At 62.3% G+C, this 14,589-nt stretch carries 15 protein-coding genes and 1 pseudogene; 7 read left to right on the top strand and 9 right to left on the bottom strand.

Translation table 11 applies throughout. The features are described from left to right. Nucleotides 1-21 precede the first annotated feature (21 nt). Both AC5ZG1_RS09615 and AC5ZG1_RS09610 read left to right on the top strand, forming a co-directional pair. Nucleotides 22-1,404, top strand: coding sequence for an MBOAT family O-acyltransferase (locus AC5ZG1_RS09615; RefSeq protein WP_130230549.1), 1,383 nt, complete (start codon nucleotides 22-24; stop codon nucleotides 1,402-1,404). Beyond that, complete coding sequence (locus tag AC5ZG1_RS09610) at nucleotides 1,379-2,389, top strand: hypothetical protein (protein WP_165435600.1); 1,011 nt, start codon at nucleotides 1,379-1,381, stop codon at nucleotides 2,387-2,389. The genes AC5ZG1_RS09615 and AC5ZG1_RS09610 overlap by 26 nt, the downstream gene beginning before the upstream one ends. Nucleotides 2,390-2,554: 165 nt before the next feature. Here AC5ZG1_RS09610 and AC5ZG1_RS09605 read toward each other — a convergent pair whose 3' ends face one another. The 3 genes from AC5ZG1_RS09605 to AC5ZG1_RS09595 all read right to left on the bottom strand — a co-directional run bounded on the left by AC5ZG1_RS09605 (nucleotide 2,555) and on the right by AC5ZG1_RS09595 (nucleotide 5,585). Next, nucleotides 2,555-4,276 (bottom strand): fatty acyl-AMP ligase, encoded by a 1,722-nt coding sequence (locus tag AC5ZG1_RS09605; RefSeq protein ID WP_496132701.1) that lies wholly within the window; start codon nucleotides 4,274-4,276, stop codon nucleotides 2,555-2,557. 28 nt (nucleotides 4,277-4,304) lie between these two features. Continuing rightward, nucleotides 4,305-4,559, bottom strand: coding sequence for an acyl carrier protein (locus AC5ZG1_RS09600; RefSeq protein WP_028168850.1), 255 nt, complete (start codon nucleotides 4,557-4,559; stop codon nucleotides 4,305-4,307). A 252-nt stretch (nucleotides 4,560-4,811) separates the two neighbouring features. Continuing rightward, nucleotides 4,812-5,585, bottom strand: a complete 774-nt coding sequence (locus AC5ZG1_RS09595; RefSeq protein ID WP_130230547.1) for a L,D-transpeptidase — start codon at nucleotides 5,583-5,585, stop codon at nucleotides 4,812-4,814. Between the two features lie 287 nt (nucleotides 5,586-5,872). Between AC5ZG1_RS09595 and AC5ZG1_RS09590 the strand changes: the two genes are divergently transcribed. Continuing rightward, nucleotides 5,873-6,205, top strand: a complete 333-nt coding sequence (locus tag AC5ZG1_RS09590) for a hypothetical protein (protein ID WP_208828427.1) — start codon at nucleotides 5,873-5,875, stop codon at nucleotides 6,203-6,205. 138 nt (nucleotides 6,206-6,343) lie between these two features. On the opposite strand, the gene AC5ZG1_RS09585 is transcribed toward AC5ZG1_RS09590, so the two are convergent. The 6 genes and pseudogenes from AC5ZG1_RS09585 to AC5ZG1_RS09560 form a co-directional block, all read right to left on the bottom strand. Then, nucleotides 6,344-7,105 carry an ABC transporter permease gene (locus AC5ZG1_RS09585; RefSeq protein WP_028168846.1) on the bottom strand — a complete coding sequence of 254 codons (762 nt, stop codon included), beginning with the start codon at nucleotides 7,103-7,105 and terminating at the stop codon, nucleotides 6,344-6,346. After that, nucleotides 7,102-8,025, bottom strand: coding sequence for an ABC transporter ATP-binding protein (locus AC5ZG1_RS09580; protein ID WP_028168845.1), 924 nt, complete (start codon nucleotides 8,023-8,025; stop codon nucleotides 7,102-7,104). Before AC5ZG1_RS09580 ends, AC5ZG1_RS09585 begins: the two co-directional genes overlap by 4 nt. A gap of 125 nt (nucleotides 8,026-8,150) precedes the next feature. Continuing rightward, nucleotides 8,151-8,441 (bottom strand): type II toxin-antitoxin system HicB family antitoxin, encoded by a 291-nt coding sequence (locus AC5ZG1_RS09575; protein ID WP_028168844.1) that lies wholly within the window; start codon nucleotides 8,439-8,441, stop codon nucleotides 8,151-8,153. A gap of 33 nt (nucleotides 8,442-8,474) precedes the next feature. Beyond that, nucleotides 8,475-8,573: pseudogene (locus AC5ZG1_RS09570) on the bottom strand (hypothetical protein); the annotation flags it as partial. Nucleotides 8,574-8,720: 147 nt separating this feature from the next. Continuing rightward, nucleotides 8,721-11,252, bottom strand: coding sequence for an ATP-dependent helicase (locus AC5ZG1_RS09565; protein ID WP_496132841.1), 2,532 nt, complete (start codon nucleotides 11,250-11,252; stop codon nucleotides 8,721-8,723). 1 nt (nucleotide 11,253) lies between these two features. Continuing rightward, nucleotides 11,254-11,499 carry a hypothetical protein gene (locus AC5ZG1_RS09560; RefSeq protein WP_496132700.1) on the bottom strand — a complete coding sequence of 82 codons (246 nt, stop codon included), beginning with the start codon at nucleotides 11,497-11,499 and terminating at the stop codon, nucleotides 11,254-11,256. Here AC5ZG1_RS09560 and AC5ZG1_RS09555 point away from each other — a divergent pair. The 4 genes from AC5ZG1_RS09555 (at nucleotide 11,498) to AC5ZG1_RS09540 (ending at nucleotide 14,515) form a co-directional block, all read left to right on the top strand. Continuing rightward, complete coding sequence (locus tag AC5ZG1_RS09555) at nucleotides 11,498-12,484, top strand: chymotrypsin family serine protease (RefSeq protein WP_130230421.1); 987 nt, start codon at nucleotides 11,498-11,500, stop codon at nucleotides 12,482-12,484. The two genes, AC5ZG1_RS09560 and AC5ZG1_RS09555, sit on opposite strands and share 2 nt — an antisense overlap. Nucleotides 12,485-12,511: 27 nt before the next feature. After that, complete coding sequence (locus tag AC5ZG1_RS09550) at nucleotides 12,512-12,757, top strand: hypothetical protein (protein ID WP_028168840.1); 246 nt, start codon at nucleotides 12,512-12,514, stop codon at nucleotides 12,755-12,757. A 24-nt stretch (nucleotides 12,758-12,781) separates the two neighbouring features. Beyond that, nucleotides 12,782-14,167 (top strand): phospholipase D-like domain-containing protein, encoded by a 1,386-nt coding sequence (locus AC5ZG1_RS09545; protein WP_496132699.1) that lies wholly within the window; start codon nucleotides 12,782-12,784, stop codon nucleotides 14,165-14,167. Between the two features lie 174 nt (nucleotides 14,168-14,341). After that, nucleotides 14,342-14,515, top strand: a complete 174-nt coding sequence (locus AC5ZG1_RS09540) for a DUF1328 domain-containing protein (protein WP_027578166.1) — start codon at nucleotides 14,342-14,344, stop codon at nucleotides 14,513-14,515. The last annotated feature ends 74 nt before the right edge of the window (nucleotides 14,516-14,589 follow it).

Raw genomic sequence — 14,589 nt, 5'->3', positions numbered from 1 at the left:
CATGCCTGAGATTGCCGGCTGATGCTGTTCAACGACTACCCCTTCCTGCTGGGCTTCCTGCCGGCGGCAATCCTGATCTATCGATTTGTCGATCCGCATCCGCAGTGGCGGATCTGGACGCTCGTTGCGATGTCGCTGGTGTTCTACGCCTACGGCAATCCGCCCTTCGTCCTGCTCCTGATCCTGTCGATCCTGATCAACTGGATTGCAGCGATGACCTATGCCAGGACCAAGATGCCGTGGATCATCACCGCTGCGATCGTTGCCAATCTTGGCGTCCTCGGCTGGTTCAAATACGCCAACTTCCTCGCCTACAATATCGGCCTTGCGCTGGGGCGGCCGATGCCCGTGCTCGACATCGTGCTGCCGCTCGGCATCTCCTTCTTCACCTTCCACCACATCATGTATCTGGTCGATCTGCGCAAGGGAAAGGCGCCGACCTATTCGCTGAACCGCTACGCGCTTTACATCTCTTTCTTCCCGCAGGCGCTGGCCGGACCGTTGGTGCGCTGGTCGCAGGTGATGGAGCAGTTCGGCAAGAAGGTCTATGTGCCGGGCTGGCAGCGCCAGTTCTGCGTCGGCATCGCCTTCATCCTGATCGGGCTCGTCGAAAAGATCCTGCTTGGCGACCGTATTGCGCGGCTGATCGATCCGATCTATGCGCGGGCGCTCGAAGGGCCGGTGAGCAATGGCGACGCATGGCTGGCGCTCGCCTTCGGCATCCAGATCCTCTACGACTTCGCCGGCTATTCCGACATCGCGGTCGGGCTCGGCCTGTTGTTCGGCGTCAAGCTGCCGTACAATTTCGATGCGCCGTTCCGCTCCACCAGCATCCAGGATTTCTGGCAGCGCTGGCACATCACCTTGATGACATTCCTGCGCGAATATCTGTTCTTTCCGCTCGCCAACAAGCGCATGGTGCCGCGGCGCTTCTACCAACTGCAATATTTCGCGGTGATGGTGCTGACCATGGCGCTGTGCGGCCTCTGGCACGGCGCGAATTGGACCTTCGTGCTGTGGGGCACGCTGCATGGCTTGGCGCTGGTGGTCTGCTCGCTGTGGCGCCGCTACGGGCCGCGGCTGCCCGCGCTCGCCGGATGGGCGCTGACGGTGATCTTCGTGCTTCTGACCGGCGTGTTCTTCCGCGCCGGCACGCTCGATGCGGCGTTGAACATCTTCCACGGCCTCGCCGTTCCGCCCAATCTGTCGGAGGGGAAGCATCTGTGGCCGCTCGTCGTCGTTCCGCTGATGGCCTTCCTGCTGCCGGCGACCCAGGACATCGTCGAACGCGTGATGCAGCGGCCGCGACCCTGGCTCGGCGTAGTCGCCGGCCTCGGTCTGTTGGTCATCCTGATCTTGCTCGGAGAAGGGAACGTTCGTGGCTTCGCTTACTACCAGTTCTGACACGTCGCCCGAATGGAGCCGTTGTCTGGCCAACTGTGTCGGTACGCTGGTTGGCGGTTTGCTGCTGCTCTACGCGCTAATGATCCTGGTCGATCCCTATGACACCGGAAAATTCGGCTTTCTCGGCATCGACGGCGTCGACGATCGGAACACGCTCACGTCTGCGGCAAGCCGCGCGCGCGATCCGAATTTCGATTCCGCCATCATCGGCAATTCGACCGCGCAGATGCTTGAACCGACGGAGCTGTCGAAGGCGACCGGCCTGAACTTCGTGCAGCTCTACATGACTGGCGGCAATCCGCACGAGCAGCTCATGCTGCTCGATTTCTTCCTGCGACATCACAAGCGGGTGCGCGCACTGGTGTTCGTCGTTGATCCCTGGTGGTGCCATCACGTCCCCATCCAGTCGCCGCCGGGCACTTTCCCCGATTGGCTCTATGGAGAAAGCTCTCTCCCTTATGCGACACACCTGCTGTCATGGACGACGATCGAGCGCACGTTCCAACGGCTCTCAATCGGCCTCGGCTGGCATCAGCGCAGGGACCCCACCGGCTTTTTCAGCTACGAGGACATCTGGCTGCCCGGCACCTTCCGCGAAATCAGTCCGCCGCGCGATCCGCCGCCGGCCGCAACGGTCGCCGAGCGCGAGATGTTGCCCGACGTCGCGCGGCTCGATGCGGCGGTCAAGAAGCTTCCAGCCGAGACCAGCGTCGTCATCGTCGTGCCGCCGACCCTGCAAAGCAAGATGCCGCAGCCCGGCACGCCCGCTGCGGCCGACCGTGAGGCGTGCAACGCGGCTCTGAAGCGCGTCGTGGCCGGCCGGCCGAACAGCAATTTCATCAACTACCGCATCGACAACGCGCTGACCCGCGACCGCGCGAATTTTGCCGATTTCATCCACTACCGCCCGAGCATCGCCAGCAAGATACAGGAGGGCATCGTCGCCAGCATCCGCGATGGCGAAGCGGCGAAGATCGACTTCTGATGATCGTTCTTCTTGTCATGCCCCGCCACCGGGTCTCGCCTTCGGCGAGGCCGACGACAAGCTCCGGCGGGGGCATCCAGTAACCAGCGGCCTCTCGGCTCAAGCACTACTGCCTCTGGAATACTGGATCGTCCGGTCAAGCCGGACGATGACGGCAAGAGCGAGTCAATCCGCGTCGGCGGCGAGATCCTCGAACCGGCCTTCGGACCACAGCCGGCGCGCCAGGCTGCGCTGGATCTTGCCGCTGGTGGTCTTCGGCAGCGTGCCCGGCCGGATCAACACGATATGGCGCGCGAACAATTCGTGCTGGTCGGTGACGTGCTCGCGGATCAGGCCCTTCATCTCGGCGCCGTCGATCCGGTTGCGTTCGGTGCGCTCGACCTCCTGCACGACGACAAGCGTTTCGTCGCCGTGCTCGTCGCTGACGGAGAACGCCGCGCCGCAATTGGCCCGCAGCGCGGCATGTGCCGCCTGCACCGTCCGCTCGAGATCCTGCGGATAGTGGTTGATGCCGCGGACGATGATCAAGTCCTTGATCCGTCCGGTGATGAAGACTTCACCCGTCCGATCCAGGAAGCCGAGGTCGCCGGTGCGCAGCCAGCTCGCGCCGTCGTCATCGCCCGCGATGCGCGCGTGCAGGCCGGTCCGGGTCGCTTCCGGATTCTTCCAATAGGCGCCCGCGACGTTGGCACCGTTGACCCAGACCTCGCCGACCTGGTCCACGGGCAGGCGCGCGCAGGTGTCGGGATCGACGATCGCGATCCGCTCGCCTTCGAGCGCGCGGCCGCAGCCGACCAGCGTCTGGCTATCCGCCGCATCAGCCGGCGCTTCGGCCCGATGCGCCTGCAGCGCGGCGCGGCTAACGTCGCGCGTCACATGGCCGGCGCCGCGGCTGCCGCCGGAGATCAAGAGCGTCGCTTCCGCCATGCCATAGGCCGGGAACGCGGCGCGGGGATCGAAGCCGTGAGCGGCGAAGGTCTCGATGAATTGCTTGATCGTCTCGGCGTGCACCGGCTCGGCGCCGTTGAGCGCGATCTTCCAGGAGGAGAGATCGACGCCCTGCATCTGGTCGGCGCGATAGCGGCTGACGCAGAGGTCGTAGCCGAAATTCGGGCAGCAGGCGACCTCGGCGCGATAGTCGCTGATCGCGCGCAGCCAGTTGAGTGGGCGCTGGGTGAAGGCGTTCGGCGCCATCAGCACGCAGAGCGCTCCGACATAGAGCGCCTCCAGCGTGTTCAGGATCAGCCCCATGTCGTGGTAGAGCGGCACCCAATTGACATAGGTCGACTGCTCGGTGTTGCCGAGCGAGATGCGGATCATCTCGAGGTTGGCGAGCAGATTGCCGTGGCTGACGGCGACGCCCTTGGGCTCGGACGTCGAGCCCGAGGTGTATTGCAGGAAGGCGATATCCTCTCGCGCTGGAAGCGGCAGATCGGCCGCAGGCGGCGCCGGCGTCGTGTCGAGATCGACGGCCAGCCACTGCAGGCCTTCGCGCGAAAACCGCTCCTGCAGATCGCCGCGGATGGCGAAGGCCGAACTGGTGAGCGCGATTGCAGGTTCGCAATTGGCCATGATCGCGCCGCTGGAGTCGCGCGCACTCTGCCGCCGCGGCATCATCATCGGCACTGCGATCACACGCGCGATCAGGCAGCCGAAGAAGGCGACGACGAATTCGAGACCGGGCGGAAACACCAGCATCGCGCGATCGCCCGGCCGGGTGACTTCGCCAAGCCGCGCCGCCAGCGCGCGGGCAGCGTCATGCAGCTCGCGAAAGGTGAGGATGGCTTCCTCCGCCCCGCGGTCGGAGAGGAAGATGTAGGCGCGCGCATCGGGCTGCGTTTCCGCCCGCTTTGCCAGCAGCGCCACCAGCGAGGAAAACGTCTCCATCTTGGTGATATCCGGCGACGATTAGGGGTCAGGCAGCGGAGCGGGCTGCGAGCTTTTCAGCGAGGTAACGCGACAGCGCGTCGACGGTCGGATAGTCGTAGAAGTCGTCGGTCGAAAGCTCGAGGTCGAGCTTCTCCTCGAGTTCCATCATGACATAGACGACCATCGCCGAGTCGAGCCCGAGCCGGTTGAACTTGGTATCGGTCTTGATCCGGTCCTTGGCGATCCGCAGCACTTTCGCAAGCGAATCCACGCAAAAACCGGATATTTCTTCTTGTGTCATGGGAAATCCAGCGAAACAACTAGACACAATACGGACACGGCGGGCGTTGTCAATTTGGGCTCACGCAGGCGTGTTGATGAGGATCATGCACGATCCAGACGTGCAGGATCGCATTGGCGTAAAGCGGAGTTTCAGGGGAATGCGAGGCGTTCGCGCACAGGCAAAGATTAGGCATGGAAATTGGGCGCAGAAGAAAAAAGAGCGAGATGACGCAGCCATCCCGCTCTGTCGTGTCGACCAACTCGGCGCTGGTCAGTCCTGGTAGGTGAAGAACCCGCGCGGCCGCGGCGGATAGTAATAGCCTTGCGGCGCCGGCGCGTAGCGGTCGGAATATTGCTGCGGTTGTTGCGGTTGGCGATAATAGGTCTGCGTATCGTAGACGCGGCGGCTGCGCGGCGCCGGATACACCTGCGCATTGGAGCTGCCGTCGGCCGGATAGATGTAGCCATCGTCGGCACGGACCTGCGGCATTTGCTGCTGCTGTTGCGGTGTGATCATCACAGGATCGCCAGCGGCATCGCCAAATTGCTGCTCGTACTGCGGCGCGCGGCGGGCGACCGCGGTGTTGCCGCGTTTCGGATTCCGCGCGAGCGCCACCTGCGAGGAGCCGGTCAGCGTCACCGTGGCGTTGAGCACGCCTTGCTCCTGTACCAGGGCGTAGAGCGTGGCTGCATGTTCGCGCGACAATCGCACGCAGCCATGCGAGGCAGGGCTGCCGAGGCGGTTGACGGAATCGGTGCCGTGGATCGCGTGCCCGATCTTGGTGAAGAAGATCGAGTGCGGCATCGGCGCGTCGTCGAATTCCTTGGAGTAGTGGTCTTCCTCCATGCGGAAAGTGCGGAAGCTGCCGTTCGGCGTCTCGTAGGAGGGGATGCCGGTCGAGACCGGCCAGCGATACCGCTCAACGCCGTCGACCGCGACGGTCATCTGCTGGTTGTCCTTGTCGACGGTGATGGCGACTTTGGCCTGTGCGGCGCCGGCAAAAGCCAGCGTCAGGGCGGTGAAAGCAACGAGGAACGTACGCATCTTACTTTGGCCCTCCAGGCCTAACATTGCAGCGCCGCGGTTCTCCGTCCCCGGCAAGCACTATGCCCGGAATCCGGCTCGGGTTCCAGTAGCCCGGCCATGCATCGTTAATATAATGAGCGGCGCAAGCAAGGCGTCGTCGGAGAAATCCAACGCTGGCCTGCTGACTTTTTCGCGAGTGTGAGCACACGACTCGAATTCGTCACAGACGCGCAACCATTTGGCCGCAAGGGCGTTTCACACTCCCGCCTGACGGTACAATTTGCCGTGCATTTTTGGGAATTGTGATGAAGAAGACCAAGGTCAAGACGCTGGCGCTGCCTGATGTCACGCCGGCGCGGCTCGTGCTTGCGGCCGCCGCCATCATCCTTGCATTGCTTGCGATGCCTCATCTGGGACATGCCCAGGGTATCGTGCGCGGCGCGCACGAGGGAGCCTACGAGGGCAATCGGATCGCCGGTCCGGTCGGCGGCGTGGTTGGGGGGGCGGTTGGAGCCGGCGTCGGCGGTGCCGTGGGTGCGGTCAACGGCGTGCTCGGCCTGCCCAATCGCGGTTGGCACCGTGGCCATCGCTGCCGCGGCTACTACACCCGCTCCGGCCATTTCCGCTGCTATCGCTGATCGTCGTGAGGGACATCGTCATTCCGGGGCGCGCGTGAGCGCGAACTACGATGTGCACTTGCACATCGGAGAATCTCGCACCGCAATCTCTGGATTCCGGGTTCATGCTTCGCATGCCCCGAAATGACCGCGAGGCGATCAACGTTTGAGCCGGTAGCCCGTCCTGAAGATCCACCAGACGATTGCCAGGCAGGTGGCGAGGAAGCCCAGGGTCATGCCGAGGCTCAGGCCTACGCCGACATCGGCGATCCCATAGAAGCTCCAGCGGAAGCCGGAGATCAGGTAGACCACAGGGTTGAGCAGGGTGATGGTGCGCCAGCCCGAGGGCAGCATGTTCACGGAATAGAAGCTGCCGCCCAGGAACGTCAGCGGCGTCACCACCAGCATCGGGATCATCTGCAGCTTCTCGAATCCATCGGCCCAGATGCCGATAATGAAGCCGAACAGGCTGAAGGTGACGGCGGTCAGCACCAGGAAAGTCAGCATCCAGATCGGGTGATTGATGTGCAGCGGCACGAACAATCCGGCCGTCGCCATGATGATGAGCCCGAGGACGATCGATTTGGTCGCGGCCGCCCCGACATAGCCGATGATGATCTCGAAATAGGAGATCGGCGCCGAGAGGATTTCATAGATCGTGCCGACGAATTTCGGGAAATAGATGCCGAAGGATGCATTGGCGATGCTCTGCGTCAGCACCGACAGCATCACGAGCCCAGGCACGATGAAGGTGCCGTAGCTGACGCCTTCGACCTCCGTGATGCGCGAGCCGATCGCGGCGCCGAACACCACGAAATAAAGCGAGGTCGACACCACAGGCGAGACGATGCTCTGCAACAGCGTGCGCCAGGTGCGCGCCATTTCGAACAAATAGATTGCGCGGATCGCTCGATAGTTCATGGCGCTCTCACCAGGCTGACGAAGATGTCTTCGAGCGAAGACTGGCTGGTCTCGAGGTCGGAGAAACGGATCCCGGCATTGCGAAGATCGCCGAGCAGGCTGGTGATGCCGGTGCGCTCGCCCGCGGTGTCGTAATCGTAGACCAGCTCGGTGCCGCCTTCCGACAGCACGAGATGATAGGGCGCTAGCGCCGGCGGAACGGCGTCGATCCTGTGCGCCAGATGCAGCTTGAGCTGCTTCCTGCCGAGCTTCTCCATCAGCTTGGCCTTGTCCTCGACCAGGATGATCTCGCCCTTGTTGATGACGCCGATGCGGTCGGCCATCTCCTCGGCTTCCTCGATGTAATGCGTGGTCAGGATGATGGTGACGCCGGCATCCCGCAGCGTCCGCACGACCTCCCACATGCCCTTGCGCAGCTCGACGTCGACGCCGGCGGTCGGCTCGTCCAGGAACAGTATCTGCGGCTCGTGCGACAGCGCCTTTGCGATCATCACGCGGCGCTTCATGCCGCCCGACAGCGTGATGATCTTGGAATCCTTCTTCTCCCACAGCGAGAGATCCTTCAGCACCTTCTCGATATGAGCGGGATTCTTCGGTTTGCCGAACAGGCCGCGGCTGAAGCTCACGGTCGCCCATACCGATTCGAAGGAATCGGTGTGCAGTTCCTGCGGCACGAGGCCGATCATCGAGCGTGCGGCGCGGTAGGACTTGATGATGTCGTGGCCGTCGACCGAGACATTGCCTTCACTCGGATTGGCGATGCCGCAGATGATGCTGATCAGCGTCGTCTTGCCGGCGCCGTTCGGCCCGAGCAGGGCAAAAATCTCGCCGCGCCGGATATCGAGATTGATGTTGTTCAGCGCCTTGAAGCCGGAGCCGTAGACCTTCGAAAGATTGGAAACGGAAATGATCGGCGACATGGCTGGTGGTGACGAGCTGGCAGGAAATGTGACAGGGAACGCGACGTTGCGCCGCGCGAGAGGAGGGGCGGCGAATACATAGGTACACTTGGCGGGTTCTGCAATCCGTCGAAACGACGATCAGTTCACTCCGCCGCGTGAGCGCGCGCGGGTAGTTCAATCAGGGCGACCATGTAGGTCTTTATGTCGTTCGCGATCTCCGGATCGGCCCTCAGTTCGGTCAGTGTTCGCGGATGCGGCAGCGACTTGCCGTCATTTTCAAGGCTTTCCGCATAGAGCTGCAAAGCCTCCGGCGCATTGCGCAAGGCTTCATCGATATCATCCCCGCCGGAAGTGCAGCCGGGCAGATCCGGAAACCAGACACCAACACTGTGCTCAGGTCCGGCGTCCTCAACAATCGCGACGTAGTGAGCCATGGCTAACCTCAATCGGGCTTCCACCCTGCACCTTTATAGATGGCGCGCACCAATCCTTTCCCCAAAGTCCTTCTTCGGGTGCGGAATGACCAGCGTTTCGCCGGATATGGGATTCTTGAACACGTGGTGCGAACCGGTAACGCGAACAAGTACCCATCCTTCCCGCTCCAGGCGGCGTATGATCTCGCGGCTGTTGGTCAACATGAAAACCCTCTGTGGATCATGTAGACCCTACGGCCTGTCAGCCGGCATTAAGTGCGCAACCCGCAGGACACTCTCCTACACCCGCTCCACGAAACTATCGACCACCTTTTTCTCACCGGCTTTCTCGAAAGCGATCGTGAGCTTGTTGCCGTCGATCTTCACCACATGGCCGTAACCGAATTTCTGGTGGAATACGCGGTCATCGAGCGAGAATTCCGAAACGGTCCCGGTGGATTTCGCGACCAGTTCGCCTTCGATCACCACGGGGGCGCGCTTGTTGCGGCCGAAGCCGCCGAAGGGCGATTGCTCCTCGTCGAATCCGCCGCGCGAGCCGCCGCCGCGGTTCTGGTTGCGGGCGCGGTTGGCCTGGGCGCGTTGCCAGCCCGGTGTTGTATAGCTCGAGCCGAAGGCTTCGACATTGTCGAAGCGCGAGGGGCCGTAGCCGCCGGCGCCGCCCCAGCCGGAGCCGCCCTTGGATTCCGTGATCTCGACATTATGCGCCGGCAGTTCGTCGAGGAAGCGCGACGGGATCGTGGTCGACCAGGTGCCGTGGATGCGGCGGTTGGTGGCGAAATAGATTTTCGCGCGGCGCCGGGCGCGCGTCAGCCCGACATGGGCGAGGCGGCGCTCTTCCTCGAGGCCCGCGCGGCCCTGCTCGTCGAGCGTGCGCTGGCTTGGAAACAGGCCCTCCTCCCAGCCGGGCAGGAAGACGTTGTCGAACTCCAGGCCCTTCGCTGAGTGCAGCGTCATCAGCGACACCGCTTCGTCGCCGGCTTCGCCGTCGCGGTCCATCACCAGCGAGATGTGCTCGAGGAAGCCTTGCAGGTTCTCGAACTCCTCCATCGAGCGGATGAGCTCCTTGAGATTGTCGAGCCTGCCGGCGGCGTCCGCCGAGCGGTCCTTCTGCCACATCTCGGTGTAGCCGCTCTCGTCGAGCACGATCTCGGCCAATTCCGTGTGCGAGGTCACCTCGCTCTGCGCCCGCCAGCGGTCGAATTGCTGCACGACACCGCGCAAGCTCCCGCGCGCTTTCGGTTTCAATTCGTCGGTCTCCGCGACGGCGCGCGCTGCCTCGAACAGCGGAATGCGGCGCTTGCGGGCGTGATCGTGCAGGAGCTGCACGGTGGCATCGCCAAGTCCGCGCTTCGGCACATTGATGATGCGCTCGAAGGCGAGATCGTCGGCCGGCGAGTTGATCGTGCGCAGGTAAGCCAGCGCGTCGCGGATTTCGGCACGCTCATAGAAGCGCGGGCCGCCGATCACGCGATATTGCAGGCCGAGCGTGACGAAGCGGTCTTCGAACTCGCGCATCTGGAACGAGGCGCGCACCAGGATCGCGATCTCGTTCAAATTCTCGCCGGCGCGCTGCAGATCCTCGATCTCCTCGCCGATCCCGCGCGCTTCCTCTTCCGAATCCCAGGAACCGGTGACGGTGACCTTTTCGCCATCCTGGTCCTCGGTGCGCAGGGTCTTGCCGAGCCGGCCTTCATTGTGCGCGATCAGATGCGAGGCGGCGGCGAGGATATGGCCGGTCGAGCGGTAGTTGCGCTCGAGCCGAATGACTTTGGCGCCGGGAAAATCGTGCTCGAAGCGCAGGATGTTGTCGACCTCGGCGCCGCGCCAGCCGTAGATCGACTGATCGTCGTCGCCGACGCAACAGATGTTCTTGGGTGGGGAAGTGGGTGCCGCAGCCGCATCTTCGTCATCACCGGGCCGACGCGCAGCGTCGTGACCCGGTGATCCATCTTGTGAAGACGCGATGGATTGCCGGGTCAAGCCCGGCAATGACGACTGGGGCGACGGCGCCTGCGAGAGCAGCCGCAGCCAAAGATACTGCGCGACGTTGGTGTCCTGATATTCGTCGACCAGGATGAACTTGAAGCGGCTCTGGTATTGCCTCAGCACATCCGGGTTCTCGCGGAACAGGCGGATGTTCTCGAGCAAGAGATCGCCGAAATCGGCGGCGTTGAGGATCTTCAGCCGTTCCTGATAGCTCGCATAGAGCTTGCCGCCCTTGCCGTTGGCGAAGCTCGCGGCTTCGCCGGCTGGCACCTGCGACGGCGTCAGGCCGCGGTTCTTCCAGGTGTCGATCAGTCCGGCCAGCATGCGCGCCGGCCAGCGCTTGTCGTCGATGTTCTCCGCCTGCAGCAGTTGCTTCAACAGCCGCACCTGGTCGTCGACATCGAGCACGGTGAAGTTGGATTTGAGCTGCACCAGCTCGGCATGGATGCGCAGGATGCGGCCGGCGATCGAGTGGAAGGTGCCGAGCCACGGCATGCCTTCGACCGCCTGGCCCAGCATCTGGCCGAGCCGCAGCTTCATCTCGCGCGCCGCCTTGTTGGTGAAGGTCACCGACAGGATCTCGTGCGGCCGCGCGCGGCCCTGGCTCAGGATATGGGCGATGCGGGTGGTCAAGACCCGCGTCTTGCCAGTGCCGGCGCCGGCTAGAACCAGCACAGGACCGTCCAGCGTCTCCACTGCCTCGCGCTGCTCCGGATTGAGCCCTGCGAGATATTGCGGGCCTGCTGCCGCACGGGCGCGCGCAGCGATGCCGCCGGGCACGGGTGAGGCCGCCGGAGCAGGGGCATGTGGCAGGGGCTTGCGCAGATCAGTCAATAACGAAGTCCTTGATTCTCAAGTCGATAACATGGCATTCGCGCCGCCGATTTGCGAGGGCAGCATGGCCAATAAAAGGCGCCTTTCGGCGTGCCACGGGCGTCGCCAAAACGCCAGCCGGGATCGCAATAGTTTCATCAAGATTCGATTGACTGGCGGGCGCGTGGGCTTGCCAAAATGCGAATCTCAACTCAAGATTGTTGAGTTCGTTGGCTTGCATCTCTGGGGGAGACGTCATGGCAAGGAACGATACTCCGAAGGAACTGCTTGACGCGCTCAACCTGGTCAGCGGCGAGAAGGGCGCCCGGCCGGAATCCCTGGGGCTGCTCGAGGCAAGGCATGTTGAGCGCGTGCGGACCATCTTCGAAGATCCCAACATCATCGGCATCGGAATTGCGGACAAGATCACCGAGAAGAAAGACACCGGCGAACTGAGCGTCTGCTTCTACGTCGAAAAGAAGGTCGCCAAGAGCCGGATGAAGAGCCAGAAGATGATCCCTCCCGTTCTGAGTGTGCCGGGTCGCAAGGCGGTATTCACCGATGTCCAGGCGATCGGAAGGGTTCGGCCCCAGGTCAACAAGCAGAGGTCGCCGCTGCTCAGCGGCTATAGCATCGGAAATCTGACGGATACGGGAACCCTTGGGGCTATCGTCAAGAAGGGGAAGAAGCTGTTCGTGCTCAGCAATTCCCACGTGCTTGCCAAGAGCGGATTGGGCAAGGTCGGCGACAAGATCGTCTTTCCCGGCGAGTCAGACAATGGCGGCAGGGATCAGGTCGTCGCGACATTATCCGCTATCCTGAAGTTCAAGACCGGTGACGATTTTCTCAACCGCGTGGATGCGGCTCTCGCCGAGATCGATCAGGACTTTCTCGACAAGATCGATTTTTCCATACGCGGAGCGGCTTCTCCCTTTGCGACCACCAATCCGGTGCGCGGGATGAAGATCGTCACGCGCGGACGGACGTCGGAAGATGCCGATGGCGAAGTCCAGGACGTCCACTTCAGGATCGTCATGCCCTATCCGGGCGTCGGCAAGATCGGCTTCCTGGACCAGGTGAAGTGCACGCATTATTCGAGGCCTGGCGATTCCGGCGCAATCATCGTCGACAAGGCAAGCAAGAAGATCGTCGGTCTGCACTTTGCCGGGTCGGGTAGCGCGAGTATCTTTAATCCGATTGCCGAGGTCATGAAGGCGCTGAAGTTCCGCTTCGTGAAAGCATGAGAAGCGGACCGGCCATGCGGATTGGTGATGGCGAACGAGCAACAGGCCAACAAGGCGCGCGAACTCAACAGTCGCGAGCTGCTGAAATGCGGCGCCCACGCCATCGGCGTGGAGGCGGGGAAGGATCACGGCAAGCGCGGCTGGGTCGTCGTCGCGCATGTCGCTCCGGAAGCCAACGTGACGCTGCCTCCCGCGCTGACCGTCGCGACGGAAAAGGGCGACGTCCAGGTGCCGCTGGTCTGCGTCAGGAGCGAGCCTTTCAAACCGGAATGATTCTCGCAAACATGGGGGCATAAAATGCCGAGCTTCGTATTGCGCCAATCGATGCTCAAGCATCGTGGGCCGTTTCTTGCCGAACCGCAGAGCGTTCGGGCCGAAGGCGATCGCGTGGTGCCGGTGCGGACCGACGTCTTCATGCCGGAAATGGTTCCGCGCAACTGCGATCTCGAAGCATACGAGAAGATCAAGGTTCCCGCGGTCGACGTCGATCAGGAAATCATCGCCTATTGCTCGCCGGATTCGACTTTCGCGGTGACCAAGAAGCTCTTTGACAATGCGAAGAAGTCGATCCTGATCGGCATCTATGACTTTTCCGCCGAGTATATCAAGCAGCTCGTGCTGGATGCGCTCGCGCGCGGCGTCAAGGTCAAGCTCATGCTCGATATCGACAGCAAGGACGAGCAGGAGCTGTTCGACGACCTGAACGATGCGGGGGTCGACGGCGTGCCGGCGCCATCGTGCGCCAGTCATCGGGTGCACTTCTTCAGCTCGTCGCACGAGAAGGTGATCGTCATCGATGGCGAATGGTGCATCGTGCAGAGCGGCAACTACAGCGAGAACAGCATACCCCTCAATGTGAAGGACGGCGGCGATCCGGCGCACTTCCGGCCCGGCAATCGTGATACCGGCCTGGCGATCCGCTCCAGGAAACTGTCGAAGTTCTTCACCGGCATTCTCGAAAGCGACATGAATCTCGAGCTGACGGGACCGGAAGCGCTGGCTCAGGCCATTGCTGCGGCCAACGCTTTCATGATCGAGCGGGCGCCGACGAAGATCCCCGCCAAGCTGTTTCCGAGCAAGACTTTCAAGCTCACCAAACCGCTTGCCGTTCAGCCGGTCCTCAGTCCGGACAACTACATGCAGGTGATCCCGGGGAAGCTTCGGGCGGCAAAGAAGTCGATACTGATCGAGCAGCAATATGTCCGTGGCAAGCAGCCCGACATCCAGAAATTGCTGACGGCAATTGCGGACGCGCGAAAGCAGAACAAGAAGCTCGATATCCGCATCATCCTCGGCAAGGTTTTCGGCAAGAAGGATCTCGACGCCGAGAAGAAAAACCTGGCGCTGCTAAAGCAGCAGTTCGGCCTCGTGGCCGGCAAGAACGTACGATACATCGATACGACCCGCTTCGTGCATTGCCATAACAAGATGATCCTGGTCGATGGCCAGGATGTCCTGGTCAGTTCGCAGAACTGGTCAGATTCCGCCGTCTCCAAGAATCGCGAGGCCGGCGTGTGGCTCTCTCATCCGGGCATCTGCGATTACTTCACGCAGATATTCGAGAGCGATTGGAAGACTGCGCGCAACGCGCCGACAGCTCCCGCGGACGAGATCGTCGAGCCCGAGTCGCTGCGCGCCGGCGGATACGTCAGGGTCGCTCCCGCCGACTATCAGGAGGTGTGACAGCAGCAGCGAAGGCCTGACCCGGCTGCATCCAATGCGCGGTTTTGTTCCGTGAGCAGCGGCAAATTTCGCTGTTTTCCGGCCCGGAACCTTCGTTTTGGGGGCGGATTGTTTCCTCAAGTTTGGTGCGATGATCGATCGCGCCGGTGGAAACGGAAAGCAGAGGGTTTGGCCATGTTAGGCTGGGTTGTAACGTTCTTGATCATCGCGTTGATCGCGGGTGTCCTGGGCTTCGGCGGCATCGCCGGCGTCTCCATCGAGATCGCCAAAGCGATCTTCTTCATCGCCATCATCCTGTTCCTGATCTCGGCAGTGGTCGGCCTGGTGCGTGGCCGCTCCAGGGTCTAAAGCGTGATGGCATTAGGTTCGATAACCTGAATTTTCGAGATAGTTCGCGCATTCTTCAGAGGTGAATGCTGGCA

Source organism: Bradyrhizobium sp. Leo78 (assembly GCF_059512425.1).
This window is presented reverse-complemented; position numbering and strand designations above follow the sequence as displayed.

Coding starts and splice junctions, on each gene's coding strand:
- AC5ZG1_RS09615 (WP_130230549.1), top strand. CDS start 22: ATGCTGTTCAACGACTACCCCTTCCTGCTGGGCTTCCTGCCGGCGGCA.
- AC5ZG1_RS09605 (WP_496132701.1), bottom strand. CDS start 4,276: ATGGAGACGTTTTCCTCGCTGGTGGCGCTGCTGGCAAAGCGGGCGGAA.
- AC5ZG1_RS09600 (WP_028168850.1), bottom strand. CDS start 4,559: ATGACACAAGAAGAAATATCCGGTTTTTGCGTGGATTCGCTTGCGAAA.
- AC5ZG1_RS09595 (WP_130230547.1), bottom strand. CDS start 5,585: ATGCGTACGTTCCTCGTTGCTTTCACCGCCCTGACGCTGGCTTTTGCC.
- AC5ZG1_RS09590 (WP_208828427.1), top strand. CDS start 5,873: ATGAAGAAGACCAAGGTCAAGACGCTGGCGCTGCCTGATGTCACGCCG.
- AC5ZG1_RS09585 (WP_028168846.1), bottom strand. CDS start 7,105: ATGAACTATCGAGCGATCCGCGCAATCTATTTGTTCGAAATGGCGCGC.
- AC5ZG1_RS09580 (WP_028168845.1), bottom strand. CDS start 8,025: ATGTCGCCGATCATTTCCGTTTCCAATCTTTCGAAGGTCTACGGCTCC.
- AC5ZG1_RS09575 (WP_028168844.1), bottom strand. CDS start 8,441: ATGGCTCACTACGTCGCGATTGTTGAGGACGCCGGACCTGAGCACAGT.
- AC5ZG1_RS09555 (WP_130230421.1), top strand. CDS start 11,498: ATGGCAAGGAACGATACTCCGAAGGAACTGCTTGACGCGCTCAACCTG.
- AC5ZG1_RS09560 (WP_496132700.1), bottom strand. CDS start 11,499: ATGACGTCTCCCCCAGAGATGCAAGCCAACGAACTCAACAATCTTGAG.
- AC5ZG1_RS09550 (WP_028168840.1), top strand. CDS start 12,512: ATGGCGAACGAGCAACAGGCCAACAAGGCGCGCGAACTCAACAGTCGC.
- AC5ZG1_RS09545 (WP_496132699.1), top strand. CDS start 12,782: ATGCCGAGCTTCGTATTGCGCCAATCGATGCTCAAGCATCGTGGGCCG.
- AC5ZG1_RS09540 (WP_027578166.1), top strand. CDS start 14,342: ATGTTAGGCTGGGTTGTAACGTTCTTGATCATCGCGTTGATCGCGGGT.